Raw genomic sequence first — 24574 nt, 5'->3', positions numbered from 1 at the left:
CCCCGGTGAGAGGATTCCCGGGGTGTACGGGGTGGGGCCGCGCGGTTCGGGTGGGAGCCAGGTCTTTCTTTCGGGGCGGTTCGGGTGGCGGGGGACTGTCCGGGTGGGCCCCGCCGAACCTGCCGCGTTCCGCACGGGGTTTCCCGTCCCGCCTTCTTCCCGGCCGTCCCCTCGTACGTCGAGGTCGAGGGGGCGGCCCGTCACAGGCGTTCGAGGGTCCTGACGATCAGGTCCGGGGTGGGAAATTCCGCGATGTCGCGTGCCAGTTGGACCGAGCGTCGCTTGTACTCGGGGTCCTCCAGCACGGACCAGCAGGACTTCGCTATGAGTTCGGGCGTCGCCTCGGAACGAGTGAGTGTGAGTGCGGCTCCGGTGCGGGCCAGACGTTCGGAGGACTCCTCCTGGATGGACGACCCGGGGAAGACCACCTGGGGCACTCCGGCGTTCAGGGCGGTGAGACTGGTGACGCCGCCACCGTGGTGGACAACTGCGTCGCAGGTGGGGGCCACCACGTCGAGTGGAAGCCATCCGATGTTCAGCCCGGGCAGGCGTCTGCGCAGTTCCGGGGCCGCGTCCTCCGGGGCGGCGATGACGACCTCGATGTCCTCCTCGGCCAGGGATTCGGCGACCTCGCAGATGAAATCGTGGCTCTGCATCACCGAGACGCGGTTTCCCGAGGTTATGCACACGCGCCGCCCGGATGTCGGTATGTACATCCAGGGGAGCACCTTGCCCTGTTTGTTTCCGGGAATCCAGCGCATGGGCTGGATCTCGGTGGCGTGCCGGACGGCCAGGTCGGAGGGGGAGATGTCGATGAACAGATCGGGGGTGGGAAGGTCGTCCAGTCCCAGCCCGTCCAGCTCGGGGCGCAGTTCCCGGGAGGCGTGTGGGTCGATCCCGACGTAGTCGTCGAAGTCCCAGGCGTGCCGCACGTAGGGAACGTTCAGGGTTCTGGCGATGAGAGCCGCGGCGTAGGACAGCTTCCCTCCGACGACGACGTCGGGCCTCCACTCGTTGGTGAGCTCGAAGAGCGCGTCGAGGCTGGCGGCGGCCAGCCGACCGAACCACTCGCCGCAGTGTCGCTGCGACTCCTCCAGGCCGGACGGGAGGGCAACCGGGTTTCCGTTCCGGTCCTCGGAGATCAGACTGTGCAGTGAGCGGTCCGTCAGAGAGATGGCGGGGAGGTTCACCTGCGCGATCGTCGGAACCGTCTCCTCGGTAGCGGCCATGAACACTTGGTGACCGGCGTTGCGCACTGCCGTGGCCAGCGGAGCCAGCGCGAACACTGTCGCGGGACTGGGCCCTGTTACGAAAAGGAATTTCACTACTTCTCCCCAAGTGAGTGCACAGCATTTCCGCGCTGTGGGTGGTGTACTACTTTTCGTCGTTGTTCGTCCGCTCAGCGGATGGGTGTGGGCGAATCACGAACACTTTCCGATACGGACTCCCCAGGAGGTATGACAGCACCTGTTGCCTTGTCAGTGGTATGCCGAAGGCGGCGTCAAGTCTCCTGGTGCGTCGTTCTCGGCAACAAGGAATTTGACAAAGAGTTGTATTCCGAATTCCTTTGTCGCCGGGGCGCTTTTGACGACGACGGACAGGTCGGATGTCCGGTATTGTTGCTTGTCTGTGTCGACTGTGAACACAGCACCGCTAAGTCTGGCGATATTCTTCTTCGGGGTCTCGCCGTTGTAAAGATCCTGGGTGGCGAATGAATTCAAATCTCTTCAAAGAGGAGGTCCGCGGGAGCGGGGGCGCGTGCGTTGGAGTGGGTGTGGATTGATCACGTCACCCTCCGGGGTGGGGTGTCCCGGTGAGCAACAACACGTGTTCGTGGGTCCGTTGGCGGGCTGGTTCCGCGTCACACGGATGGACCAGAGACGTCACACGGTGGGCAGGATCGGTCCCGAGACGCGGACGGGAGAACCCGGTGCGGGAACGGAACGCAGGATCCGGTGGGAGGAACCGGAACGGCGGACACGGCGGGCCCGTGTCCGAGGGGGTCTGGACTGGGCTGGCGTTGTTCGTCGGCTGGTACCTGGCTGCCCCCTACCTCGACGAGTATCTGGGCTGGTACTGGCCCTGGGTGCTGCTGGTCGCGGTTCCGGTTCTCCTGTTCGGACTGGGCAGGGGACTGGGCAGGAGGAACTGGAACCGCTCGGCCGGAACCGGGACGACACGCGCGCGAACCACCCCGCGACGCCGTGCTTCCCCGCGGTCGGGACGGGAGAGCGGTTCCGGCTCCGGCCACCGTGCTCACCGGAGCACGGGCTCCCCCGTCCGGCGGGCGGCACCGGTGACCAGGCGCAGCACCACCACGGTCGCGACGAACAGCACCAGGGCCCCGAGCAGGCCCAGAAGACCGCTGCCGGTGAGTCCGAGCACCAGGTAACCGGCGGCGGAGATCCCGGCGATGATCAGCGCGTAGGGCAGCTGGGTTACCACGTGGTCGATGTGGTGCGACTGCGCCCCCGCCGAGGACATGATCGTGGTGTCGGAGATCGGCGAGCAGTGGTCCCCCCAGATGGCCCCGGCCAGCACCGCACCGAGCGCCGCGAACATCAGCCCCGGGTCGGTGGCTGCGGCGATGTCCGCCGCGATCGGCAGCATCACCCCGAACGTCCCCCAGGAGGTTCCGGTGGACAGCGACATGAACCCCGCGGTCACGAAGATCAGCAGCGGGATCAGCGCGTTGTCGATGCGGCCGCTGACCAGCCCGGCGAGGTACTCACCGGTACCCAGCCGCTCGATCACCGCGATGATGGTCCAGGCGAACAGCAGGATCCAGATGGCCGGCAGCATCGAGCGGATCCCCGACCACGTCCCCCGCCCGAGCCGTTGACGGCCGGTGCCTGCCCGGACGGCGAATCCCAGGGCGACGAGCCAGCCCACGACACCGCCGCACAGCAGTGAGGTCGGCACGTCGGTGTTCTCGAACACCGCCAGCGGGGAGACCTCCGCGGCGGCCCGCGCCCCGGTGGCGATCATGGCGACGACCGTGGCGACGACCAGGGCCAGGATCGGCACGATCAGGTCCCGGATCCTGCCGTTCGGGTTGTGGTCCTCGCTCTCCGGTTCCCGGGAGAACGCCCCCTTCGCCGGGTCGGTGAGCCCTTCGCCCCGCAGCGCGCGCTGCTCGTGCCTGCGCATCGGTCCGATGTCGAGACCGAAGAACACCACGCAGAGCACCATGAGCAGCGCGATGACGGCGTAGTAGTTGACCGGGACGGTGCGCAGGAAGGCCTCCAGCCCACCGATCTCGGCGAAGCCGCGTACCGAGACGATCCCGGCGAACACGGAGATGATGTAGGCCCCCCAACTGGAGATCGGCATGAGTATGCATATGGGGGCCGAGGTGGAGTCCACCGTGTAGGCGAGCTTGGCTCGGGATATCCGCTGTCGGTCGGTGACGGGGCGACTCACGTTTCCGACGACCAGGGCGTTGAAGTAGTCGTCGATGAACAGGACGACTCCGAGCAGGGTCGGGAAGAACAGGGTGCCCCTGCGGGTCCGGAAACGACGTGTCGCCCACTCGGCGAAGGAGTGGCTGCCCCCGCACGCCGATATGACGGAGGCCGTCATTCCGAGAAGGAGCAGGAAACAGAGAATGAAGACGTTTCCGGTGTTGATTCCTCCGTCGGAGACGAATATTTCCGCCACGATCCCGAAGAGCGTTCCCAGAGAGTCCAGTGGTGCGAATCCGTTCAGCAGCGCCACGCCGGAAAGGATTCCGATGCTCAGCGAAAGCAGAACTTTGCGTGTGAGTACGACCAGGCCGAGAGCGAGTACCGGAGGAACCAGGGATAAGAACGAATCTGACATCGGCGCGCTCCTGGGTGGCTCGGGGTTACTGCGCACGCCGCTGCGCGGCGTGCGGAACACGGTACCGACAGGTGCAAGGGTCGGGGGAGATCCGGAACCCGGCCGCCGGTTCTCGCGGTAGTTGTGTTCCTGTCGTCGTGGAAGACGTCTTTTCCGTGTTTCGGCGCACCGCTGTGACTTCCTCTTCGCTGATCTTGTCCGGGGAGCGTGACCCCTTTTTCTCCCGGTTCAGCCTAGCAAGAAGGGCGTACGGACGATTTTTCGTGATGATGCTTTTTCGGTGGACGTTCTCTTGGTTCGGAGAGAATCTCCGGAATGTTCTCCCCGTGCTTTTCGCGGGAGGTCGTGGAGATTGTTCACCGTCCGTGTCGGACGTGTTTCTCCGTGTCGCCTCCGTGGATCGGTGCTTTCGGTGGGATGTTGGCTCACGGGGCGGCGCTCGACGGGAGGAGGTCGTGCGTGCGGCGGTCACGACGTCCGGGAGCTGTTACACACCGACCCCTTTTTCCTCTGAACGAGTGAGATCAACTTTCCTTTCATGGACCGAACGAGTGAGATCGTCTTTTCCCGAGTGCACGTTCAGTCGTTGAAGCGGCAGTATCCGTCCGGAAGCGTGGAAAGGAGCTGAATGCCCCAGCCGGAATTCCGTACCAGGAAAGACGGAACGGTGTACCCGATCCGGGGAAAACGCGGCGGAAAACTCCTCGGTGCCGGGGTGGCGGCGGTGTTGGTGTACTCGGGTGGAACCACGGGCTCGTTGTCCCTCGGCGGAGCCGCGGGTGGGACGGGCTCGGCGGGGCTCTCCGCGGCGGACTCCGCCGTGGTGCGTACCGTGCAGCGGAACACGGCCAGCAGCAAACGGCTCGCCCGTCGGGGAAAGCGGAGCAGGACCTGGAGCCGGATGCGGCTGCGACGGGGAGACCGCACACGGGACGAGGCCGCCGAGTGCGTGCTGTTCTCCCACGGCGAGGTCCGGGAGTTCTTCCTGGAACACCCCTGCCGGAGGTTGGACCGGGTCCAGTTCCCGCTGACCGACCGGGCGGAGAACACCGTCACCGTGCTGGTGTCCTGGGTGCGCATGCGCGGACGTGGACAGGCCCGTCGCTTCCGGGACCTCATCGACGTGCACGGCACCGGCGACATCCGCCCCGTGCTGCCCGGAAAGCGCTTCACCGGCCACCACTACGACTCGAAGCTGCGGGGCGCGACCGTGGTGGTGGCCGAGGCCGAGCCGGTGCGGGGACGGCCTCCCCGGCAGGTGCTGCGCACCGTGCCCGAGGTCGCCGTGGAACTTCCCCCGCCGGGCCGGCGGTGAGCCGCGAGCTCAGTGCGCCGTGGCCGCCGGGCCGAAGTAGTGGGTGAGGTGCCGTTCCAACCCCGTGGCCGAGACGTCGCCGGCCGCGTCGGTCCAGGCCAGGTATCCGTCGGGGCGCAGCAGCGCCGCGTTCCACCGCTGCGGCTCGTCGGGGTCGACGCGGTGGACCTCGACCCGGTCCTTCCAGGCCCGTGCCGCGTCCTCCAGCGCGGGGCAGGCGTGTTGGCCCAGCAGCAGCACCCCGTTTCCGGGGGTCAGCAGTTCGACGACGCTGGTGCGTCCGTCCGGGCCGGTCAGGCCCAGATTGGGTTGGAACCGTCCCTCGTGGAGCGTGTCGGTGGGGTCCAGCGGCTCGTAGGTGACCGCCTGGCCGCTGATACGGCGTTGGACGAGTTCGTTGGCCTCGTCCAGCTCCAGCAGTTCGCCGAACAGCTCGCGGAGCCGGTCGACCTCCTCGCCGGGACGCATCAGGGCCGCCTGGGCACGGGTGTTGTCCACCACGCGACGCGCGGCCGCCCAGCGTTCCGCGTGGTAGCCGTCCAGCAGGTCCTCCCCGGCCGAACCGGAGACCACCAGGGAGAGTTTCCAGCCCAGGTTCAGGGCGTCCTGCAACCCCAGGTTCACGCCCTGCCCTCCCAGCGGGGAGTGCACGTGGGCGGCGTCCCCGGCGAGCAGCACCCGGCCCGTGCGGAAGGAGTCGGCGAGTCGGCAGAAGTCGCTGAAGCGGGTGAGGAAGTCCGGGTCGCTCATCCCCACCTCGAAGCCCAGGATTCGCGAGGTCCGTGTGCGCAGCTCGGTGAGGTCGAGGGGGGAACGGTGATCCGGCAGCGGCCGGGTGAACTCGTGGGCGATCACCCGGCTGTGCCCGGTGGGGTTGGGGTTGATCAGTGTCCAGCCGGTCGGTCCCTGGGACCATCCTCCGGGGACCTTGTCGGGTTCGGTCAGACGCACCATCCCGAGCACCGCCCCGAAGGTGGGGGAGCGGGTGTCGTTGGTGACTGCCGCCTGTTCCCGCACCGTGCTGCGCGCCCCGTCCGCTCCGACCACGTAGGAGGCCCGCACGGAGTACTCCCCGCGCGGTGACTCCACCGTCACCTCGACGGCGGTGTCGTGCGGGCGGATCCCGGTGACCCGGTGACCGCGCCGCAGGTCGGTCCCGCGTTGCCGGGCGGAGCGTTCGAGGTCGCGCTCCAGCTCCTCCTGCGGGAGGTTCAGCAGTGGGTTTCCCTCGGACGCGGGGGAGTGGATGGTCAGTCCGGACAGCCCGGCGAAGTGGAACGGGACGGAGTGCTTTCCGGAGGAGTTCCCGTCCGGGGCGTTGAGATAGCCGCTTCGGGTGAGTGACTGGACGGTGCGGGCGTGGAGCGTGCCCGCCCGGGGTTCCTGGCGGATCGTCTCGGTGGCTTCGGCGACCACGACCGGCACACCGCGTTTGCGGAGTTCGTTGGCCAGCAGGAGTCCGACCGGTCCTCCTCCCGCGATCAGGACGTCCACATCCGGTTCGGTCACGGCCTGCTCCCTCCGCTCGGTTCGTCCGCTCGGTCGGGGTCTCCGAGAACGAGCTTTCTTTCACCGCCGAACATTACGACGTTCAAAACTAAGATATGGAAAATTTCGCGGAGAAACCATGATGGAGACAGGAGTAGGTCAACTCGCTCGGCCGCCGGTTCACTCCTCCGCGTGCCGCGCGGAGGACGTGCCGAGTCTGCGCAGCAGTAGGCAGAGCCGGTCGAGCTCCTCCCGCGTCAGCCCCGCGAGGGCGTCTCCCCCTTCGGAGAGGTAGGAACCCATCGCGTGTTCGGTGAGCGCGCGTCCCCGCTGGGTCAGCCGGACGAGAACGATCCTCCGGTTGTGGGGGCTGAAACGACGCTCGACCAGTCCGGACTCCTCCAGCCGAGTGATCCGGTGGGTCATCGCGCTGTTGGAGACCCCGAGGCGGAGGCTGAGGGTTCCCGGGCACAGCTCGTAGGGCTCGCCCTCGGTGCGCAGGGCAGCGAGCACGTCGAACTCCCAGCTCCGCAAGCCGTGCTCCTCCAGCGCCCCGGCCAGGCGTTCCTCCAGCCGCAGGCGGGCCTCGTTCAGCAGGCCGAGCACGAGCACCGGGGAGACGTTGCGGTCCGGGCACTGGTCACTCCAGCGCCGGGCGGTCTCCTCGACCTGTTCCGCCGGGACGTTCGCGCCGTCGCTCACGAGCACGGACCCTACTACGGCGAACATTTCGACGGCGAAAAGAAGGCGTTCGGCCCCCGTCCCGACGGCCGGGGCGGTACCGGGTTCAGGCGGCCGGACCGTCGAGCTGCTCGACGGTGGCGACCGACGGTTCCTCGCGTTCCCGCAACCGTTCGGAGACCCGCTCGGCCTCGCCCAGCACCCGCAGCGGGTTGTGCCAGGTCAGTTTGGCCAGCTCCTCCTCGGACCAGCCGCGCGTGAGCAGCTCCTCCGACAGCGCCGGATAGCCGGAGACGTCCTCCAGCCCGGAGGTGGTGAACACCGTCCCGTCGAAGTCCCCGCCGAGACCGACGTGGTCGACCCCCACGACGGAACGCAGTCGCTCCACCTGGTCGGCCACGTCGGAGACCGTCGCGCGGGGGCGCGGGTGCTCGGCCTCGAACTCCGCACGTGCCCGGCGGGCCTCCTCCGAGGTGGCCAACGGGTGGATCCCCCGCGCGAGCAGGTGTTCGTCCAGCGAGCGGTCCCAGTCGGCGGCGGCCTGGAGGACGAACTTCGGCACGAAGGTGGCCATGACCACCCCGCCGTTGTCCGGCACCGCCCGCAGCACGTCCTCGGGCACGTTGCGCGGGTGGTCGCACAGCGACCTGGCGTTGGAGTGGGAGAAGATCACCGGGGCCCGTGTGACCCGCAACGCGTCCCGCATGGTGTCGGCGGCGGTGTGCGAGAGGTCCACCAACATGCCCAGTCGGTTCATCTCCCGCACCACCTCCTCACCGAAACGGGTGAGCCCTCCGGCGCGTGGTTCGTCGGTGGCCGAGTCCGCCCAGGCGACGTTGTCGTTGTGCGTGAGCGTCAGGTAGCGCACCCCCAGCCGGTACAGCGCGCGCAGCGTGCCCAGCGAGCAGCCGATCGAGTGCCCGCCCTCGGCCCCCATCAGCGAGGCGATGCGTCCGGACTCGCGGGCGCGTTCCACCTCGGAGGCCGAGGTGGCGGCGGCCAGCCGCTCGGGATAGCGCTCCAGCAGCGCACGGACGCAGTCCACCTGCTCCAGAGTGGCCGTCACGGCCGTCTGTCCGGTCAGTTCGGTGCTGACGTAGACCGACCAGAACTGCGCGCCCACCCCGCCGGCCTCCAACCGGGCCAGGTCCGTGTGCAGCGTGCCCGACTGGTCCGCGGTGAGCTCCCGGCGCGCCAGCTCGTAGCCCACCTGCTCCCGCAGTGCCCAGGGGAGGTCGTTGTGGCCGTCGAACACGGGAACACCCACCGGTCCCGGCCGGGTGGGGGTGGACGGGGCGGTGCTGACGGTGTCGTTCATGCCGGCCTCACGTGTGCGGGTGCGGGAGGACCCACCCTAACCCCTCGGCGGCGCGGGACGTTGCCGCAGGCGACCGGTTCTGCGACCTTGGCCGGGGAGCCCGCGCCGCGAGCTCTCCCCACGCCCCGGCAGGGAGGAGTGGCCGTGCCCGGACCGAAAGTGGCCTTCGACGTGTTCGGGACGCTGGCCGACCCGGCGAGCCACGCGAACGGCCTGCGCCCGTACACGCACCAGGCGGAGACGATCGCCGCTTCGTGGCGGCGCTACCAGCTGGAGATCTCCTGGCTGCTCGCCGCCGCCCGCCACCACCAGCCGTGGCCGGTGGTCACCGCGCAGGCGTTGGACATGGCCCTGAGCGCGGCCGGAACCGGGCTGAGCGAGCAGCAGCGCGCGGTGGCGCTGGAGCGGGTGGCCGTCCCCGAGCTGTTCGAGGGGGTGGAGGCGGTGCTGGACCGGATGCTGCGGCGCGGAGCCCGTCTCGCCGTGTTCTCGAACGGGGACCCGCGGGGGCTGGACAGGATCCTCACCGAGCACGGGATCGCCGACCGCTTCGAGTGGACGGTCAGCTGTGCCGAGGTGGAGACGTTCAAACCCGCCCCGGAGACCTACCGGCACCTGGCCGGACGGCTCGGCGACGAGCCGGACGAGATCTGGCTGGTCTCCGGCAACCCCTTCGACTGCGCCGGTGCCGCGCTGGCGGGACTGCGGGTGGCCCAGCTGGCCTCCCCGGCGGTGCCGGACTACCCGTTCGCCCCCGAGCCCGAGCTCGTGCTGGACACACTGGAGGAACTGCCCGACCGGCTGCCCGCCGAGTGAGCCGGTTCCCGCCGGGGAAGCGGGCGACGAACCTTCCGGACGGGATGGGGCGTTCGCGCCCTTCCCTCACCCACGGGCTCCGTTTAACATGCTGCTACTCGATCGAGTGATCGGAAGGGCGAACTCCGGAGGATACCGCTGATGTCCGACCGGGACGGGGAGCAGGCGGGCCGAACGCCGCGCCACGAGCGCTCGCCCTGGAACCTGTTGCTGCTGGTTCCGCTGCTGATGCTGGTCACTCCGCTGTGGAACCACGACGAGCCCCGCCTGTTCGGGCTGCCGATGTTCTACTGGTCGCAGTTCCTCTTCGTCCCCCTGGGCGTGGTGTGCGTGGCGCTGGTGGTGCGCGCGGCCAACCGGCGGGAACGGGCCGCCGACCAGGACACCCCGAGCGGGGGAGAACGCTGACATGCAGTGGACCGAGTTCGGGGTGTTCACCGCGCTGTTCGTGCTGGTGTCGGTGCTGGGTTTCGTGGCCACCCGGTGGCGCCGGGCCGCCTCCATGGACCACCTCGACGAGTGGGGACTGGGCGGGCGCCGGTTCGGATCCTGGATCACGTGGTTCCTGGTGGGCGGGGACCTCTACACCGCCTACACCTTCGTGGCCGTTCCCGCCCTGGTGTTCGGGGCCGGGGCCATGGGGTTCTTCGCGCTTCCCTACACCGTGGTGCTGTACCCGCTGGTGCTGCTGCCGCTGCTGCGCATGTGGTCGGTGTCCAAGGTGCACGGATACGTCACCCCGGCGGACTACGTGCGCGGACGTTACGACTCCGCACTGCTGGCCACCCTGGTGGCGGTCACCGGGATCGTGGCCACGATGCCCTACATCGCCCTCCAGCTGGCGGGGCTGGGGGCCGTGCTGCGCACCATGGGGCTCAACGGCGGCGGGATCGCGGGGCACGCGCCGCTGTTCGTGGCCTTCCTGGTGCTGGCGCTGTACACCTACCACTCCGGGCTGCGCGCGCCCGCGCTGATCGCCTTCGTCAAGGACCTGCTGATCTACGTGGTCATCCTGGTGGCCGTGTTCTACCTGCCCACCAGGATCGGCGGGTGGGGCTCGATCATCGACGAGTCCGCCGCCGTGCTGTCCCGGCCGGACCCGCGGACCGGCCAGGCCTCCGGTTCCGTCCTGCTGGGCGAGCACAACCAGCTCCAGTACGCCACGCTGGCGCTGGGCTCGGCCCTGGCGCTGTTCCTCTACCCCCACTCGCTGACCGGCATCCTGGCCTCCTCCGGGCGCGGGGTCATCCGGCGCAACATGATCGCGCTGCCCGCCTACTCGTTCCTGCTGGGCATGCTGGCGCTGCTGGGCTACGCGGCCCTGGCGACCGGGGTGGAACCGATCGTCAACGGGGCGACGGGCGAACCGGACTCCAACACCATCGTCCCGGTGCTGTTCGACCGGATGTTCGCCGACTGGTTCGCCGGGCTGGCCTACGCGGCCATCGGCATCGGGGCTCTCGTTCCCGCGGCCATCATGTCCATCGCGGCGGCGAACCTGTGGACCCGCAACATCTACAAGGAACACCTCCGTCCCCGGGCGAGCGCGGCGGACGAGGCGCGGCAGGCCCGGCTGGCCTCCCTGGTGGTCAAGTTCGGCGCCGTGCTGAGCATCGTGTTCATCGACCCCCAGTTCTCCATCGACATGCAGCTCATCGGCGGCGTGATCATCCTCCAGACCCTCCCCGCCGTGGCCGTGGGCCTGTACACGAGGTGGCTGCACCGCTGGGCGCTGGTCGCCGGGTGGACGGTGGGCATGGCGTGGGGGCTGTGGCAGCTCTACCTGATCCCCAAGGACCCGGTCACCGGGCGGGGGCACTTCGGCGGCTCCGCCATGCGGCTGGGTGATTTCAACCTGTTCGGCTGGCAACCGCTTCCGGACGTCCCCACCCAGATCTACGTCGGGGCCGTGGCCCTGGTGATGAACCTGCTGGTGGCCGTGCTGCTCACCCCGCTGTTGGGCCGTCTCGGCCTCTCCCGCGGCACCGACCACACCCGGCAGGGGGACTATCTGGCCACCGGTCGACCCGCGAGCGGGCACGCCGGTGGCGGAACGGCTGACGGCGGACCGGAGGAGCCCGAGCGGCGGACCCCCTCCACCCGGACCTGAGGCGGCACCCGCCGAGGGCGGGGCCGCGTTTTCCGACAACGACGAAAGGCGGACTCGTGACAGCGCAGACGGACGTCATCGTCGTGGGCGCCGGACTCGCGGGACTGGTGGCCACCTACGAACTCACCCGGGCCGGTCGTTCCGTGCTGGTCCTCGAACAGGAGAACGCCGACAACCTCGGCGGCCAGGCCCACTGGTCGCTCGGCGGAATCTTCCTGGTGAACAGCCCCGAACAGCGCAGACTGGGGGTGCGGGACAGCGCCGAGCTGGCCCTGCGGGACTGGATGGGCTCGGCCGCCTTCGGGGACTCCGCCTCCGACCGGTGGCCACGCCGCTGGGCGGAGGCCTACGTCTCCTTCGCCGCCGGGGAGAAACGCGAGTACCTGCGCGGGTTGGGAATGCGTTTCATGCCCTTCGTGGGCTGGGCCGAACGCGGCGACGGCACCGCGGGCGGGCACGGCAACTCGGTCCCCCGGTTCCACTTCGGATGGGGGACCGGCCCCGAGATCGTCCGCGTGTTCGCCGAACGGGTGCGTCGGGCCGAACGGGAAGGGCTGGTGCGCTTCGAGTACCGCCGGCGCGTGGACGAGCTGCTGGTCGACCGGGGAGCGGTGCACGGGGTGCGGGGCAGCGTGCTGGAACCCTCCGCCGAACCGCGCGGGGTGGCCTCCTCGCGGCGGGTGGTCGGCGAGTTCGAGCACCACGCCCAGGCGGTGGTGGTGGCCTCCGGCGGGATCGGAGGCGACCAGGAGCTGGTGCGGCGCAACTGGCCGCGTCGGCTCGGACGCGCCCCGGAGCACATGCTCACCGGCGTACCGGCGCACGTGGACGGCAGGATGCTGGAGATCGGGGAGCGGGCCGGGGCCAGCGTGATCAACCGGGACCGCATGTGGCACTACACCGAGGGGGTGGGCAACTGGGACCCGGTCTGGCCGGACCACGGCATCCGGATCCTGCCCGGACCCTCGTCGCTGTGGCTGGACGCCTGCGGCAACCGGCTGCCACCGCCGTACTTCCCCGGTTTCGACACCATGGGAACGCTGCGACACCTGCTGGCCACCGGCCACGACCACAGCTGGTTCCTGCTGGACCGCAGCATCCTGGAGAAGGAGTTCGCGCTGTCCGGTTCGGAGCAGAACCCGGACCTGACCGACAAGAGCCCCCGCAAGCTGCTGTCCCGGGTGCGCGGCGGAGCTCCCGGGCCGGTCGAGGCCTTCCGGCGTCGCGGGGTCGACTTCCTGGTGCGGGACACCCTGCGGGACCTGGTCACCGCGATGAACGAGCTGACCGGTCGGCGGCTGCTGGACTACCAGCGGGTGCGCGACGAGGTGCTGGCCCGGGACGCCGGGGTGGGCGGCATGGCCGGTAAGGACATGCAGCTCACCGCGATCCGGGCGGCCCGCGGGTTCGTCAGTGACCGCTTGATCCGGGTGACACCCCCGCACCGGCTGCTCGACCCGCGCCACGGGCCGCTGGTCGCGGTGCGGCTGCGCGTGCTCACCCGCAAGACCCTCGGCGGGATGGAGACGAATCTGGACTCGCAGGTGCTGCGGCCGGACGGCGGAGTGGTCGACGGGCTCTACGCCGCCGGTGAGGTGGCCGGTTTCGGTGGTGGCGGGGTGCACGGCCACAACGCGCTGGAGGGCACCTTCCTCGGCGGGTGCGTGTTCTCCGGCAGGAACGCGGGCAGGGCACTGGCCCGGGACCTGGGCTGAAGCGAGGGGACGGCGCGTCCACCACGGCGCTGTGGTCGAGGGCGGGTGGCGCCGAAACCGGCGTGGCCTACCGGGAAGCGCTCCCGCCACCCCGCTCGAACTCCGGTGCCCACACGTGCCAGCTGGACAGCTCGATGGGGCACTGATAGGCCACCAGCCGCCCGCCGGAGGAGTTGACCAGCCGCTGGGCCTGGTGCTTGGTGACGATCGCGCGGTGCGCGCACACGGTGCAGCGTGGAGCGTTGCTGTAGTTCCACATGGTCAACGGGCTCGTTCCCTCCGCAGTCGGGGCTGGTCGGTCCGGCGACCGGTCTACCCTTTCGTTCCGGCCGGATCCACCCGCCTCGGGGGCGTGTGTGCCAGGGCACCTTCCGGGGTCCCCGGGTGCTCAACCACCGTCCACCCAGTTCCGGGGGACGGCCACGTGCAGCGCGTTGCGGGCCACGGAGATCTCCTGGGGGGTGTGGTCCACCAGCTCGCCGTCGATGTTGATCGGCATGCTCCGGGCTGTCTCCACGCGGACCCGCCGGGTGCGGATGTGTTCGGCCTGGTCGGTGTCCAGCAGCCGGGTGCTGCGGAAGTTCCGCGCGACGGTGAGCAGTTCACGGAGGGTGCCGTGCCTGATCACCGTGATGTCCAGGGTGCTGTCGTCGATCCCGGAGTCGGGGACGGCCAGCTGTCCGCCTCCGAAGTAGCGCCCGTTGGCCACCGAGATCTGCAGCAGGCTGGGATACTCCCTGGTGTCGTGGTCACCGTCCGGGAAGCTCAGCCTGGCGGGGAACGGGCGGTGCCGCAGAAAACCCCGGGCGGAGGCCACCGGGTAGGCCAGCGACCCGACGCGTTTCTTCAGCACCGGCGACATCGCGGTGGCCACCTCGGCGCCCACGCCCACCGAGGCCCGGTTGGCGTAGTAGTTGGTGCCGCACAGCCCCAGGTCGATGTCCACGATCCTGCCTTGCGCGATGGTGTGACACGCCCGTTCCAGGTCGGTCGGGATGTCGAGGGTGCGGGCGAAGTCGTTGGCCGTCCCCAGCGGAAGCAGTCCCATGGGCACGCCGGTGTGGGCCAGCACGTCGACCACGGAGCTGACGGTTCCGTCCCCGCCGCCGATCACCACGAAGTCGTGCCCGGCGTCCACGGCTGAGCGCACCGTCTCCACCAGTCGGGTGGGATCCCGCAGCGGGTAGGTCCGCCCGAGGGGGACTCCCTGCTCGCTCAGGGTGCGCAGGGCCAGCGAGTAGGCCTGGCTGCCGACACGGGACAGCGTGTTGACCACCACAGCCACCCGGTTCGCGGTTCTCGTTTCCGTGGACACCACCGCTCCTGCGCGTTCGGTCGGACCGGACACCGCGCAGTGTAGGCGCAAACCCGCGGCGTCGGCGTGGCGCGTGGTGGGTGTGCGTGCTGCGTCCCCGCCGGACGTGCGGAGGGGACGGGCGGGGCCCGCCCGTCCCCCTCCGGGTACGACCTCTCAGACCGTGGTCGGGGCGTCGGTGGGGGTCTTCTCGATGTAGGCGACGGCGCGGTGGGCGGGCAGCCGCACGGCCATCGAGTAGTAGTACATCACCAGACTCCACACCGCGATGACGATCGCGCCCAGGCCGATTCCGATGAAACCGTCCCCGCCGCCGAGCAGGCTGGGATCGGCGGCCGCGCTCGGATCCACCTCACCGAGGTAGCTGATGACCATCAGCCCGCCGAGCCAGATCGGGAACCACGATCCGGAGCGGAAGTCGATCGGCGGGGTGTCGTGGCTGGTCACCGCGTGGTAGACGACGAAGACCACGTAGCCGACCAGCAGTCCGGCCAGCATCTTCTCGTTGATCGACCACCCGGACCAGAACACCAGCAGGTTCGAGGCGAAGAACGCCAGCAGCGGGATGGTGTCCCCACCGGGCAACCGGAACGGGCGGTGCTGGTCGGGCAGTTGCCGCCGCAACGCCCCCACCACGAGGCAGCCGGGGGCGAAGGAGACGGCGAAGGCCGAGGTGATGAAGCCGATGAACTTCGACCAGGCCGGGAAGGGCAGGAAGAAGAGGCAGCCGACCACGAACATCAGCAGGATCGACACCCACGGCACGCCCCGCTTGTTCAGCTTGGTCAGGGCCTGGGGGGCGTTGTCGTTGCGGGCGTTGGCGTAGGACAGTCGGGTGGTCACCCCCGCGTAGATCAGCCCGGTGTCGGCCGGGGAGATGACGGCGTCGACGCGCAGCAGCACCGCCAGCCAGAACGCGTTGAGCATGATGGCCAGCCCGGCCAGCGGTCCGGCGTTCTCGGCGAAGGAGAGGTTCGCCCAGCCCTGGCCCAGCAGGTCCTGGGGCAGTCCGGTGATGAAGGCGATCTGTAGCAGCACGTAGATGATCGCCGTGATCAGGACGGAGCCGATCAGCGCGAAGGGGACGTTGCGCTGGGGGTTGTTGGTCTCGCCGGCGAACTCCACCCCGTTGCGGAAGCCCAGGTAGGAGAAGGCGATACCGGCGGCGGGGATGGCGGTGAATATCGCGCCCGCCCCGCTGGGGGCGAAGCCGCCGAACTCGGTGAGGTTGCCCGGGTGGAAGGCCAGGGCGAACAGCACCACGATGACCAGCACGATCACCGCGAGCTTCCACCAGACGAGCAGGTTGTTCAGCTGGGCGAACAGCCGCACCCCCAGGATGTTGATGCCGCTGTAGAGTGCCATGAGGCCGATGGCCACGAACCACCCCGCGCCGGAGACGAGGTACTCGCCCTCGACCTTGGTCATCAGCCACCCCGCGTAGGGGTAGGCGTACTGCATGGTGGCCAGGACCTCGATGGGGGTGACCGCGGCGGCGGCCAGCCAGCTGATCCACCCGGAACTGAAGCTGGCGAAGGAGCCGAAGGAGTAGTGGGGGAAGCGGATGATGCCGCCGACCACGGGGAACATCACCGAGAGTTCGGCGTAGGCGAAGCCGATCAGCATGATCATGATCGCGCCGATGATCCAGGACAGGATCGCTGCCGGACCTGCGATCTGCGAGGCGTACAGGGCACCGAACAGCCATCCGGAGCCGATGATCGCGCCCACCCCGGTGAACAACAGGCTGATCTTGTTGACGTCCCTGCGCACGCCGTGATCAAGCTGCACCTTGGCCTGGGTAGGTGGCGCAGTTGATGTCGCCATCTATGAGCCCTTTCCGTACCTGTGTGAGGTCGATAACTACTGTGAGCGTGGACTCTCTAGGATTCGCGCAGGCTAGTCAACACGAAACGGTTAACCTTTTACGTATTTGAGTAACATTTTGTATACAGCCTTGTGCTGCGAGTTCCGTCGAGTCCGCAGCCCACGGGTGGCCCGCCGCGGCGACCCGTTCCACCGGGGCGGACCCTCGACAGTGACTTCCCGCTCAGGGGATTCGGTTTCCCACGGAGTGGAACGCGCTCCGGGGCGGCCGCCCCGGGTCCCACGGGATCAGCCCGCCGTCGTCGGTGCGTCGGTGGGGGTCTTCTCGATGTGGGCGACGGCGCGGTGGGCGGGCAGCCGCACGGCCATGGCGTAGTAGTACATCACCACGCTCCACACCGCGATGAGCACCGCGCCCAGCCCCACGCCGATCGGACCGTCCCCGCCGGAGAGGACGATCCCCGCCTCGGCGGGCTGGTTGGGCGTCACCTCACCGAAGTAGCTCAGCACGAGCATCCCGACCAGCCACACGGGAAACCACGAGCCGGACCGGAAGTCGATCGGCGGGGTGGCGTGCGGGCCGAACACGTTGTAGAGCACGAAGACCACGTAACCGACCAGCAGCCCGATCAGCATCTTCTCGTTGATCGACCAGGTCGACCAGAACACCAGCAGGTTCGAGGAGAAGAACGCCAGCAGCGGAATGGTGTCCCCGCCGGGCAGCCGGAACGGGCGGTGCTGGTCGGGCAGCTGCCGCCGCAACGCCCCGACCACCAGACATCCCGGAGCGAAGGAGACGGCGAAGGCCGAGGTGATGAAGCCGATGAACTTCGACCAGGCCGGGAAGGGCAGGAAGAAGAAACAGCCCACCACGAACATCAACAGCACCGAGACCCAGGGCACCCCTCGGCGGTTGAGCCGGGTCAACACCTGGGGGGCGTTGTCGTTGCGGGCGTTGGCGTAGGACAGCCGGGTGGTCACCCCCGCGTAGATCAACCCCGTGTCGGCGGGCGAGACGATCGCGTCCACCCGCAGCAGCCAGGCGAGCCAGACGACGTTGAGCAGCAGCGCCAGCCCGGCCAGCGGTCCGGCGCTCTCGGCGAAGGAGAGGTTCGCCCAGCCCTGGCCCAGCAGGTTCTGCGGCAGTCCGGTGACGAAGGCGATCTGCAACAGCACGTAGATGACCGCCGTGATGATCACCGAACCGATCAGCGCGAAGGGGACGTTGCGCTGGGGGTTGTTGGTCTCGCCGGCGAACTCCACCCCGTTGCGGAAGCCCAGGTAGGAGAACGCCACTCCCGCCGCCGGGATGGCGGTGAACACGGTGCCGATCCCCTCCGGGGCGAAGCCGCCGAACTCGGTGAGGTTGCCCGGCCGGAAGGAGACCGCGAAGAACACGATGACGACCAGCACGATCACCGCGAGCTTCCACCAGACCAGGATGTTGTTCAACTGGGCGAACAGCCGCACTCCCAGGGCGTTGATGGTGCTGTACAGCGCCATCAACGCGATCGCGATCAGCCATCCGTAGCCGCTGACAAGGTACTCCCCTTCCACGGGAGTCATCAGCCATTCCGCGTAGGGGTAGGCGTACTGCATGGTGGCCAAGACCTCGATGGGGGTGACCGCGGCGGCGGCCAGCCAACTGATCCATCCCGCGCTGAAGCTGGCGAAGGAGCCGAAGGAATAGTGGGGGAAGCGGATGATGCCGCCGACCACGGGGAACATCACCGAGAGTTCGGCGTAGGCGAAGCCGATGAACAACACCATGACGGCCCCGACCACCCAGGACAGGATCGCCGCCGGGCCGGCGATCTGCGAGGCGTACAGGGCGCCGAACAGCCATCCGGAGCCGATGATCGCGCCCACCCCGGTGAACAACAGGCTGATCTTGTTGACGTCCCTGCGCACGCCGTGGTCGAGCTGCACTGTCGCCCGGGTCGGTGAGTTGGCCGGTGTTCCCACGTGTCTGCCCCGTTCGAGTGATTTGCACCACGTTCGCGTTCACCGGCCACTCTCGGGGACAACGCGGCGCTCGGCAACACGGGACACCGGAACCCGTCTGTGGGTCGGAGTCCGTGAGTGGGAGAAGGACCACGGGGCTGGAGTGAGGTCGGTAACGAATCGTGGTGGTTCGATCACGGAGCGAGGTGGGTTTCGGCTGGGTTCGTCCGAGGAGGCGCGTGTCCGTCCCTCCCCGGGAGTACGTCACAGGGACGGTGGTGAGTCGGGAACGTGTAAGAACGAGTGCCCCCAATCCGGGGCTGTACGAACCCTGTTCGTCCGAAACGTGTTGGTTTCTTCGTTAACAACGTAGTATGCGACAACTGCTCTGCGTGGGGAGATCAGTGAGGTGATGCGGGAGAACCCGTTCCCGTTCGTGTTGTTCGTCCGGAAGTGCTCGATCATCGTCTGTGATCCGTAGAACGGAACGGGGTGGAACATGACTCGGGAAGATCCTCCGAGGTGAACTCCACTAGTAGGGTGGCGGTATGCAGCTCAGGGAATACACTGAATGGTTCTATGATGAAGGCATTCTGATGTTCTGTCTGACCTTCGTGCGCGATGTGGATCCTGTCGCGGTGCTGCGCGGCCTCGGCGCCGATGTGCCACACGTGCCCGTGCTCTCCAATGCGGAGGCCGAGGCCTACAGAGAGGAAGTCGCCTCCGATGAGTGGGAACTCGATCGAGTCAGTGCGGTCCGTGTGGCCGAGCTCGGCGACTGGAGCGTGAGCATAGAGCTGCTCAGTCTGCACGGCGGCGATGTTGCGACCCTGGAAGGGCTCTCGCGGGGAACCGAAGCGGTCTCGGTCAGCAGGGATCCGAATGCGCTGTCGAGGTTTTCCTACGCGCGGGACGGCGAGCTGGTGACGGATTTCGATCCGCTGTTTCCCACGGACCGTTTCGGATCCGACCCCGACCGCTTCCTGGACGAGATGGCCGAGGTAGGGCTGCGGCCCGACGAGGAGTCGTGGGGTTCGGAGGACGAGATCCTGGCTTTGGTCCATCGCGTCTTCGGAGTCGGCGTGGACGCGCACACCGTCAACGACGCGAAACTGCCGACCGGGATGCTGTGGAGAAAGTGATATCGGCGAAAGATCAGGTCGGGTCCCGGGAGAAGTCCGAGACCCGACCTCGTTTTACTTGAACAAATCAGCGTTTGTAGTCGTTGACCGTTCCGTCGTTCTCATTGTACAGGATTCTTCCGCCCTGGAAGTCTTGACCGAACACTCCGTCCTGTCCGACCAGGTTGCCGACTTCACTGATCGGATAGCCCAGGTAGGATTTTTCCCACCCCAGACTTTTCCAACGCTCGCGGAAAGGTCCGTAGACGGAGTGTGCTCCGGTTTGGGGAGAATCCGGTTTCTGCGTCTGTTCCCGCCCATCTGTCACGAATTTTCGTGATCGTTTGACAGGCGGTGCCGGGGAGTCTCCTGCCGGGGTTCGAGCCCCTCGAAGGCGATCTTGGTGACCGCCTCGGCGATCTCCTCCTTGGTCAGCCCCTGCCGGGGGCGGTACCACTCGATCACCGAGTTCACCATGCCGAACAGCAGCCTGCTGGTCAGCGCCGGGTCCAGGTCCAGCCGCAGGCCCCCGGTGCGTTCGGCCTCGGCGACCAGTTCGCCGACCAGGTGGTCGAACTCCCTGCGGCGGGCCAGGGCCTGGCGTTCCACCCTGCTGTTGCCGCGTATCCGCAGCAGCAGGGTGACGAAGGGCAGCTCGTCGACGAGCACCTCGACGCTGCGGTGCACCACGTGATGCAGCCGCCGCGTCGCGTCCCCCTCCCGGGAACCGGGCTCGTCCAGCACCGCGAACAACGCGTCCAGCGCCCGGTCGACGCTCAACCGGAGCAGCTCCTGTTTGCTGGAGACGTGGTGGTAGATGGCCGACTTGGTGATCCCGAGCCGTTTGGCCAGATCCTCCATACTCGTGCCGTCGTACCCCCGCTCGTGGAAGACCTTGACGGCGGTGTGCAGCAGGGAGTCGAGGTCGTACCCGGATTTCTTCCGTCCCGTGTTGTCGTTGGTCGTCGCACCCGCCATGATGACCAGTTTCCCAGGGGAGCCGCGTGAACGTCGGCGGACCCGGCCCGAGACTCCGGCAGAGCCTCCGGCCGGGCCGGTGTCAGCGCAGGTCCACCACGCGTTGTGACTTGCCGGTCGAGCGGTCCAGGGTGTGCGGGGCGACCACCTCCACGGTCACCCCCACCCCCACCGAGTCCCTGATCGCGGTGACCAGCCGCTCCGGGACCCCGCGGTCACGGGCCGAGGCGGGCTCGGCGGCCTCGACCCGCACGCACAGTTCGTCGAGCCGACCGCTCCTGGTCAGCTCGATCCGGAAGTGCGGGGACAGCTCGGGCTGGCGCAGCACCAGCTCCTCGATCTGGCTGGGGAACACGTTGACCCCGCGCAGCACGATCATGTCGTCGCTGCGTCCGGTCACCCGCTCCATCCGCCGCATCCCCGGCACGGCCGTTCCGGGAAGCAGCCTGGTCAGGTCCCTGGTGCGGTAGCGCACGATCGGCATGGCCGTCTTGGTCAGCGAGGTGAACACCAGCTCCCCCCGGCTGCCGTCGGGCAGCGGTTCTCCGGTGCCCGGGTCGACGATCTCGGGGTAGAAGTGGTCCTCCCAGACGTGGGGGCCGTCCTTGGTGCTCACGCACTCGCTGGCGACGCCGGGTCCCATCACCTCGGAGAGCCCGTAGATGTCCACCGCGTCGATCCCGGCGGACTCCTCGATCTCCGCGCGCATCTCGGCGGTCCACGGTTCGGCGCCGAAGATCCCCACCTTCAGGGAACTCCGGCGGGGGTCGAGGCCCTGCCGGCGGAACTCGTCCAGCAAGGTGAGCATGTACGAGGGGGTGATCATGATGACCTCCGGCTCCAGGTCGCGGATGAGGCGCACCTGGCGTTCGGTCATGCCGCCGGAGGCGGGGATCACCGCGCATCCGAGCCGTTCGGCCCCGTAGTGGGCACCCAGACCCCCGGTGAACAGGCCGTAGCCGTAGGAGACGTGCACCTTCTGCCCGGGGTGTGCGCCCGCGACGCGCAGGGACCGGGCGACCACCTCGGACCAGGCGTCGAGGTCCTCGGCGGTGTAGCCCACGACCGTGGGGGTTCCGGTGGTGCCGCTGGAGGCGTGGATGCGGCGCAGCCGTTCCGGGGGGACCGCGAACATCCCGTCCGGGTAGTGCTCCCGCAGGTCCTCCTTGGTGGTGGTGGGGAAGGCCGCCAGGTCGGACAGGCTCCGGCAGTCCTCGGGGTGGACGCCCGCCTCGTCGAACTTGCGGCGGTAGCAGGGCACGTTCTCGTAGGCGTGCCGCAGGGTGGCGCGCAGCCGGCTGAGCTGGAGCTCGGCCAGCTCGGCGGGATCCATGAGCTCGGCCGGGTCGGGTCGGCCGCTTCGGGAGGGGGAACTCGTGTGCTCCGGCAGGGTCTCGGTCATGACTCGCGGTCCTTCCGGGGTTCGAGGCTGCGGCTGTGTCCGCGGAACTCGGCGACCACCTCGGTGGTGGGGTGCTCGCGGAACACCGTGGTGTCGTAGAGACCGCCGCGCCCCCGGCGGTGGCGTTCAGTGGCGCGGGCGTACAGCAGGTCCCCCTCGTGGGCGGGGGCGAGGAAGGTGATCTGCGCGCTCGCCGCGACGGTCACCGGCCCGTGGCTGTTGCAGGCGCAGGCGAAGGCGGTGTCGGCCAGCAGGAAGACGTAGCCGCCGTGGGCTATGGCGTGTCCGTTGACCATGTCGGGGGTCACCGACATCCGGGTCAGCGCGGTGCCGTTTCCGGCCTCGAGCAGCTCGATACCGAGTGAGCGGGACGCGTGGTCCTCGTCGAACATGGCCGCCGTGGGGGCGGCCACCGGTGCTCGCTCCGCGTTCAACGGGCCTCACCACCTCGTCGGAGTGACCGAACGATCGGTCGTCTGATTCGTGTTTTCCGAAGTGTCCCCGCAGTCGGGGACGCTGCGGCCGAGAACGTCTTCGGTGCTCAGCCGCTGGTTGGGTGATTGTGCACGAGCTTGTTCTGCGTCACAATGGCTACTGACCGATTGGTCGGTCAGTTTGCCGGTGCGAGTTCCGGCGGGCACGTGAACACGCTTTTCGGGAGAGGGCGAGGATGGAACCACTGCGCAGCTACGTGGGCGGTCGGTGGCAGCTGCCCACGGACGAGGGCAGCGCCCTGTACGACGCGTCCACCGGGCGGGAGGTGGCCCGGCTGTCCACGGCGGGCATCGACCGGGCGGCGGCACTCGACCACGGCCGCCGGGTCGGCGGCCCCGCCCTGCGGGAACTGACCTTCCACCAGCGGGCCGCGCTGCTGAAGTCGCTGGCCTCCCACCTGCGCGAACACCGCGAGGAGCTCTACGAACTGTCCGCCCGCGCCGGCGCGACCAGAGCGGACTCCAAGTTCGACGTCGACGGCGGCATCGGCGTGCTGTTCACCTATTCGAGCAGGGCCAGGCGGGAACTGCCGAACACCACGGTCTACCCCGAGGGACCCGCCGAACCGCTCGGCAAACAGGGCACCTTCCTCGGCCAGCACCTCGCTAGCCCGCTGCACGGGGTGGCCGTGCAGATCAACGCCTTCAACTTCCCGGTGTGGGGGCCGCTGGAGAAACTCGCCCCGGCCTTCGTCGCCGGGGTCCCCACCCTGATCAAACCGGCGGAACAGACCGCCTACCTGACCCACCGACTCGTCGAGCTCGTCGTGGACTCGGGACTGCTGCCGGAAGGATCCGTGCAGCTGCTCTGCGGCAACGCGGGCGACCTGCTGGAGCACCTGACCGAGCAGGACCTGCTCTCGTTCACCGGCTCGGCCGCCACGGCGCGCAGACTGCGCGCCCACGACACCGTGGTGCGCAACGCGGTGCGGTTCAACGCCGAGGCCGACTCGCTGAACTGCTCCGTGCTCGGCCCGGACGCCACCCCGGACAGCGCCGAGTTCGACCTGTTCGTCCGACAGCTGGTCACCGAGATGACCGTCAAGGCAGGACAGAAGTGCACGGCCGTGCGCAGGGCATTCGTTCCGCACAACCGGATCGACGAGGTCACCGAGGCGGTCCGCGCCCGCCTGGCCGAGGTCCGGGTGGGCAACCCCTCCGACTCCCGGGTGACCATGGGGCCGCTGGCCGACCTGGAACAGCGCGAGGAGGTCCGCCGCTCCCTCAAGGGGCTGCTGGAGGCGGGACGGCTGGTCCACGGGGACCCGTGGCAGCCCGTCGACCTCGTCGACGCGGACTACCAGCAGGGCGCCTTCGTTCCCCCGATGCTGCTGCGCTGCGACGATCCGGAGCTTGCCCAGCCGCACGAGATCGAGGCCTTCGGGCCGGTCAGCACGGTCATGCCCTACCGCGACGTCGAGCACGCCGCCGAACTCGCCCGGCGCGGCGGGGGCAGCCTGGTCGGTTCGGTGGTCTCGGCCGACAGGGAGTTCACCGGCAGGCTGGTCCTGGAGGCGGCCTCCCACCACGGGCGGATGCTGGTGCTCAACGACACCGACTCCGCCGAGTCCACCGGACACGGCTCGCCGCTGCCCCAGCTGGTCCACGGCGGACCCGGTCGGGCCGGCGGCGGCGAGGAGATGGCCGGGATCCGCGGGGTGCTGCACTACATGCAGCGCACCGCCGTGCAGGCGGACCCCGACACGCTCACCGCCCTGACCGGGCAGTGGGTGCCGGGAAGCGGCCGTGAGGTCACCGAGGTGCACCCGTTCCGCAAACACCTGGAGGAACTGCGCGTGGGGGACACCGTCGTGGGCGGGCCCCGCACGGTCACCGACGAGGACGTGCGGCACTTCGCCGAGTTCACCGGCGACACCTTCTACGCGCACACCGACGAGGAGGCCGCGCGGGCCAACCCGTTCTTCGAGGGAGTGGTGGCCCACGGCTACCTGGTGGTCGCACTGGCCGCCGGGCTGTTCGTCTCCCCGGAACCCGGGCCGGTGCTGGCCAACTACGGGCTGGAGAACCTGCGGTTCCTCACTCCGGTGTACCCGGGCGACGAGATCACGGTGACCCTGACCGCCAAACGCGTCACTCCCCGGCACAACGCCGACCACGGGGAGGTCCGCTGGGACGCGGACGTGACCAACCAGCACGGCGAGTCCGTGGCCAAGTACGACGTGTTGACCCTGGTGGCCAAACGGGACTCCGCGGAGCAGCGGTCCTGA

At 68.7% G+C, this 24574-nt stretch carries 20 protein-coding genes; 7 read left to right on the top strand and 13 right to left on the bottom strand.

Annotated elements, in window-relative coordinates:
• Window positions 1–200 precede the first annotated feature (200 nt).
• Entirely contained in the window at window positions 201–1286 is a 1086-nt protein-coding gene (locus tag CEP50_RS16480) for a nucleotide disphospho-sugar-binding domain-containing protein (protein ID WP_106114844.1), read from the bottom strand.
• Between the two features lie 970 nt (window positions 1287–2256).
• Window positions 2257–3822 (bottom strand): Na+/H+ antiporter NhaC family protein, encoded by a 1566-nt coding sequence (locus CEP50_RS16475; protein ID WP_106114843.1) that lies wholly within the window; start codon window positions 3820–3822, stop codon window positions 2257–2259.
• Window positions 3823–4450: 628 nt separating this feature from the next.
• On the opposite strand from CEP50_RS16475, the gene CEP50_RS16470 reads away from it, so the two are divergent.
• The gene (locus CEP50_RS16470; RefSeq protein WP_181188423.1) at window positions 4451–5137 is read left to right on the top strand and encodes a hypothetical protein; all 687 of its coding nucleotides are present in this window, start codon (window positions 4451–4453) and stop codon (window positions 5135–5137) included.
• A 9-nt stretch (window positions 5138–5146) separates the two neighbouring features.
• On the opposite strand, the gene CEP50_RS16465 is transcribed toward CEP50_RS16470, so the two are convergent.
• The 3 genes from CEP50_RS16465 to CEP50_RS16455 form a co-directional block, all read right to left on the bottom strand.
• The gene (locus CEP50_RS16465; protein ID WP_106114842.1) at window positions 5147–6646 is read right to left on the bottom strand and encodes an FAD-dependent monooxygenase; all 1500 of its coding nucleotides are present in this window, start codon (window positions 6644–6646) and stop codon (window positions 5147–5149) included.
• Between the two features lie 159 nt (window positions 6647–6805).
• Window positions 6806–7327 carry a MarR family winged helix-turn-helix transcriptional regulator gene (locus CEP50_RS16460; RefSeq protein WP_181188422.1) on the bottom strand — a complete coding sequence of 174 codons (522 nt, stop codon included), beginning with the start codon at window positions 7325–7327 and terminating at the stop codon, window positions 6806–6808.
• An 85-nt stretch (window positions 7328–7412) separates the two neighbouring features.
• Window positions 7413–8624, bottom strand: a complete 1212-nt coding sequence (locus CEP50_RS16455; protein ID WP_106114840.1) for a dipeptidase — start codon at window positions 8622–8624, stop codon at window positions 7413–7415.
• Window positions 8625–8768: 144 nt separating this feature from the next.
• Between CEP50_RS16455 and CEP50_RS16450 the strand changes: the two genes are divergently transcribed.
• The 4 genes from CEP50_RS16450 to CEP50_RS16435 all read left to right on the top strand — a co-directional run bounded on the left by CEP50_RS16450 (window position 8769) and on the right by CEP50_RS16435 (window position 13265).
• Entirely contained in the window at window positions 8769–9440 is a 672-nt protein-coding gene (locus tag CEP50_RS16450) for an HAD-IA family hydrolase (protein ID WP_106114849.1), read from the top strand.
• Window positions 9441–9581: 141 nt separating this feature from the next.
• Window positions 9582–9848, top strand: coding sequence for a DUF3311 domain-containing protein (locus CEP50_RS16445; protein WP_106114839.1), 267 nt, complete (start codon window positions 9582–9584; stop codon window positions 9846–9848).
• A 1-nt stretch (window position 9849) separates the two neighbouring features.
• On the top strand, window positions 9850–11550 hold the full coding sequence (mctP, locus tag CEP50_RS16440; RefSeq protein WP_106114838.1) for a monocarboxylate uptake permease MctP: 1701 nt from the start codon (window positions 9850–9852) through the stop codon (window positions 11548–11550).
• Window positions 11551–11606: 56 nt separating this feature from the next.
• The gene (locus tag CEP50_RS16435; RefSeq protein ID WP_106114837.1) at window positions 11607–13265 is read left to right on the top strand and encodes an FAD-binding dehydrogenase; all 1659 of its coding nucleotides are present in this window, start codon (window positions 11607–11609) and stop codon (window positions 13263–13265) included.
• 67 nt (window positions 13266–13332) lie between these two features.
• On the opposite strand, the gene CEP50_RS16430 is transcribed toward CEP50_RS16435, so the two are convergent.
• The 4 genes from CEP50_RS16430 to CEP50_RS16415 all read right to left on the bottom strand — a co-directional run bounded on the left by CEP50_RS16430 (window position 13333) and on the right by CEP50_RS16415 (window position 18336).
• A complete protein-coding gene (locus tag CEP50_RS16430; protein WP_106114848.1) occupies window positions 13333–13524 on the bottom strand; it encodes a hypothetical protein in 192 nt (63 codons plus the stop codon).
• Between the two features lie 129 nt (window positions 13525–13653).
• Window positions 13654–14580 (bottom strand): diacylglycerol/lipid kinase family protein, encoded by a 927-nt coding sequence (locus CEP50_RS16425; RefSeq protein WP_181188421.1) that lies wholly within the window; start codon window positions 14578–14580, stop codon window positions 13654–13656.
• 156 nt (window positions 14581–14736) lie between these two features.
• The gene (locus CEP50_RS16420; protein WP_106114836.1) at window positions 14737–16407 is read right to left on the bottom strand and encodes an APC family permease; all 1671 of its coding nucleotides are present in this window, start codon (window positions 16405–16407) and stop codon (window positions 14737–14739) included.
• A 288-nt stretch (window positions 16408–16695) separates the two neighbouring features.
• Window positions 16696–18336 (bottom strand): APC family permease, encoded by a 1641-nt coding sequence (locus CEP50_RS16415; RefSeq protein ID WP_258175351.1) that lies wholly within the window; start codon window positions 18334–18336, stop codon window positions 16696–16698.
• A gap of 563 nt (window positions 18337–18899) precedes the next feature.
• On the opposite strand from CEP50_RS16415, the gene CEP50_RS16410 reads away from it, so the two are divergent.
• Window positions 18900–19493 (top strand): DUF6461 domain-containing protein, encoded by a 594-nt coding sequence (locus CEP50_RS16410; protein WP_146134822.1) that lies wholly within the window; start codon window positions 18900–18902, stop codon window positions 19491–19493.
• Window positions 19494–19560: 67 nt separating this feature from the next.
• On the opposite strand, the gene CEP50_RS16405 is transcribed toward CEP50_RS16410, so the two are convergent.
• The 4 genes from CEP50_RS16405 to paaI all read right to left on the bottom strand — a co-directional run bounded on the left by CEP50_RS16405 (window position 19561) and on the right by paaI (window position 22286).
• Window positions 19561–19800, bottom strand: a complete 240-nt coding sequence (locus CEP50_RS16405; RefSeq protein ID WP_181188425.1) for an LGFP repeat-containing protein — start codon at window positions 19798–19800, stop codon at window positions 19561–19563.
• A complete protein-coding gene (locus tag CEP50_RS16400; protein ID WP_106114832.1) occupies window positions 19797–20450 on the bottom strand; it encodes a TetR/AcrR family transcriptional regulator in 654 nt (217 codons plus the stop codon). Before CEP50_RS16400 ends, CEP50_RS16405 begins: the two co-directional genes overlap by 4 nt.
• An 82-nt stretch (window positions 20451–20532) precedes the next feature.
• Entirely contained in the window at window positions 20533–21852 is a 1320-nt protein-coding gene (paaK, locus tag CEP50_RS16395; protein WP_106114831.1) for a phenylacetate--CoA ligase PaaK, read from the bottom strand.
• Entirely contained in the window at window positions 21849–22286 is a 438-nt protein-coding gene (gene paaI, locus CEP50_RS16390; RefSeq protein WP_106114830.1) for a hydroxyphenylacetyl-CoA thioesterase PaaI, read from the bottom strand. The genes paaK and paaI overlap by 4 nt, the downstream gene beginning before the upstream one ends.
• Before the next feature lie 236 nt (window positions 22287–22522).
• Between paaI and paaZ the strand changes: the two genes are divergently transcribed.
• On the top strand, window positions 22523–24574 hold the full coding sequence (paaZ, locus tag CEP50_RS16385) for a phenylacetic acid degradation bifunctional protein PaaZ (protein ID WP_106114829.1): 2052 nt from the start codon (window positions 22523–22525) through the stop codon (window positions 24572–24574).

Source organism: Actinopolyspora mortivallis (genome assembly GCF_003001495.1).
GTDB classification, from domain to species: domain Bacteria; phylum Actinomycetota; class Actinomycetes; order Mycobacteriales; family Pseudonocardiaceae; genus Actinopolyspora; species Actinopolyspora mortivallis_A.
This window is presented reverse-complemented; position numbering and strand designations above follow the sequence as displayed.

What these genes read in the sequence shown, in the direction of transcription:
- paaZ (WP_106114829.1), top strand. Translation starts at nt 22,523, where the DNA reads ATGGAACCACTGCGCAGCTACGTGGGCGGTCGGTGGCAGCTGCCCACG.
- CEP50_RS16430 (WP_106114848.1), bottom strand. Translation starts at nt 13,524, where the DNA reads ATGTGGAACTACAGCAACGCTCCACGCTGCACCGTGTGCGCGCACCGC.
- CEP50_RS16475 (WP_106114843.1), bottom strand. Translation starts at nt 3,822, where the DNA reads ATGTCAGATTCGTTCTTATCCCTGGTTCCTCCGGTACTCGCTCTCGGC.
- paaK (WP_106114831.1), bottom strand. Translation starts at nt 21,852, where the DNA reads ATGACCGAGACCCTGCCGGAGCACACGAGTTCCCCCTCCCGAAGCGGC.
- CEP50_RS16455 (WP_106114840.1), bottom strand. Translation starts at nt 8,624, where the DNA reads ATGAACGACACCGTCAGCACCGCCCCGTCCACCCCCACCCGGCCGGGA.
- CEP50_RS16400 (WP_106114832.1), bottom strand. Translation starts at nt 20,450, where the DNA reads ATGGCGGGTGCGACGACCAACGACAACACGGGACGGAAGAAATCCGGG.
- CEP50_RS16420 (WP_106114836.1), bottom strand. Translation starts at nt 16,407, where the DNA reads ATGGCGACATCAACTGCGCCACCTACCCAGGCCAAGGTGCAGCTTGAT.
- CEP50_RS16410 (WP_146134822.1), top strand. Translation starts at nt 18,900, where the DNA reads ATGCAGCTCAGGGAATACACTGAATGGTTCTATGATGAAGGCATTCTG.
- CEP50_RS16445 (WP_106114839.1), top strand. Translation starts at nt 9,582, where the DNA reads ATGTCCGACCGGGACGGGGAGCAGGCGGGCCGAACGCCGCGCCACGAG.
- CEP50_RS16470 (WP_181188423.1), top strand. Translation starts at nt 4,451, where the DNA reads ATGCCCCAGCCGGAATTCCGTACCAGGAAAGACGGAACGGTGTACCCG.
- mctP (WP_106114838.1), top strand. Translation starts at nt 9,850, where the DNA reads ATGCAGTGGACCGAGTTCGGGGTGTTCACCGCGCTGTTCGTGCTGGTG.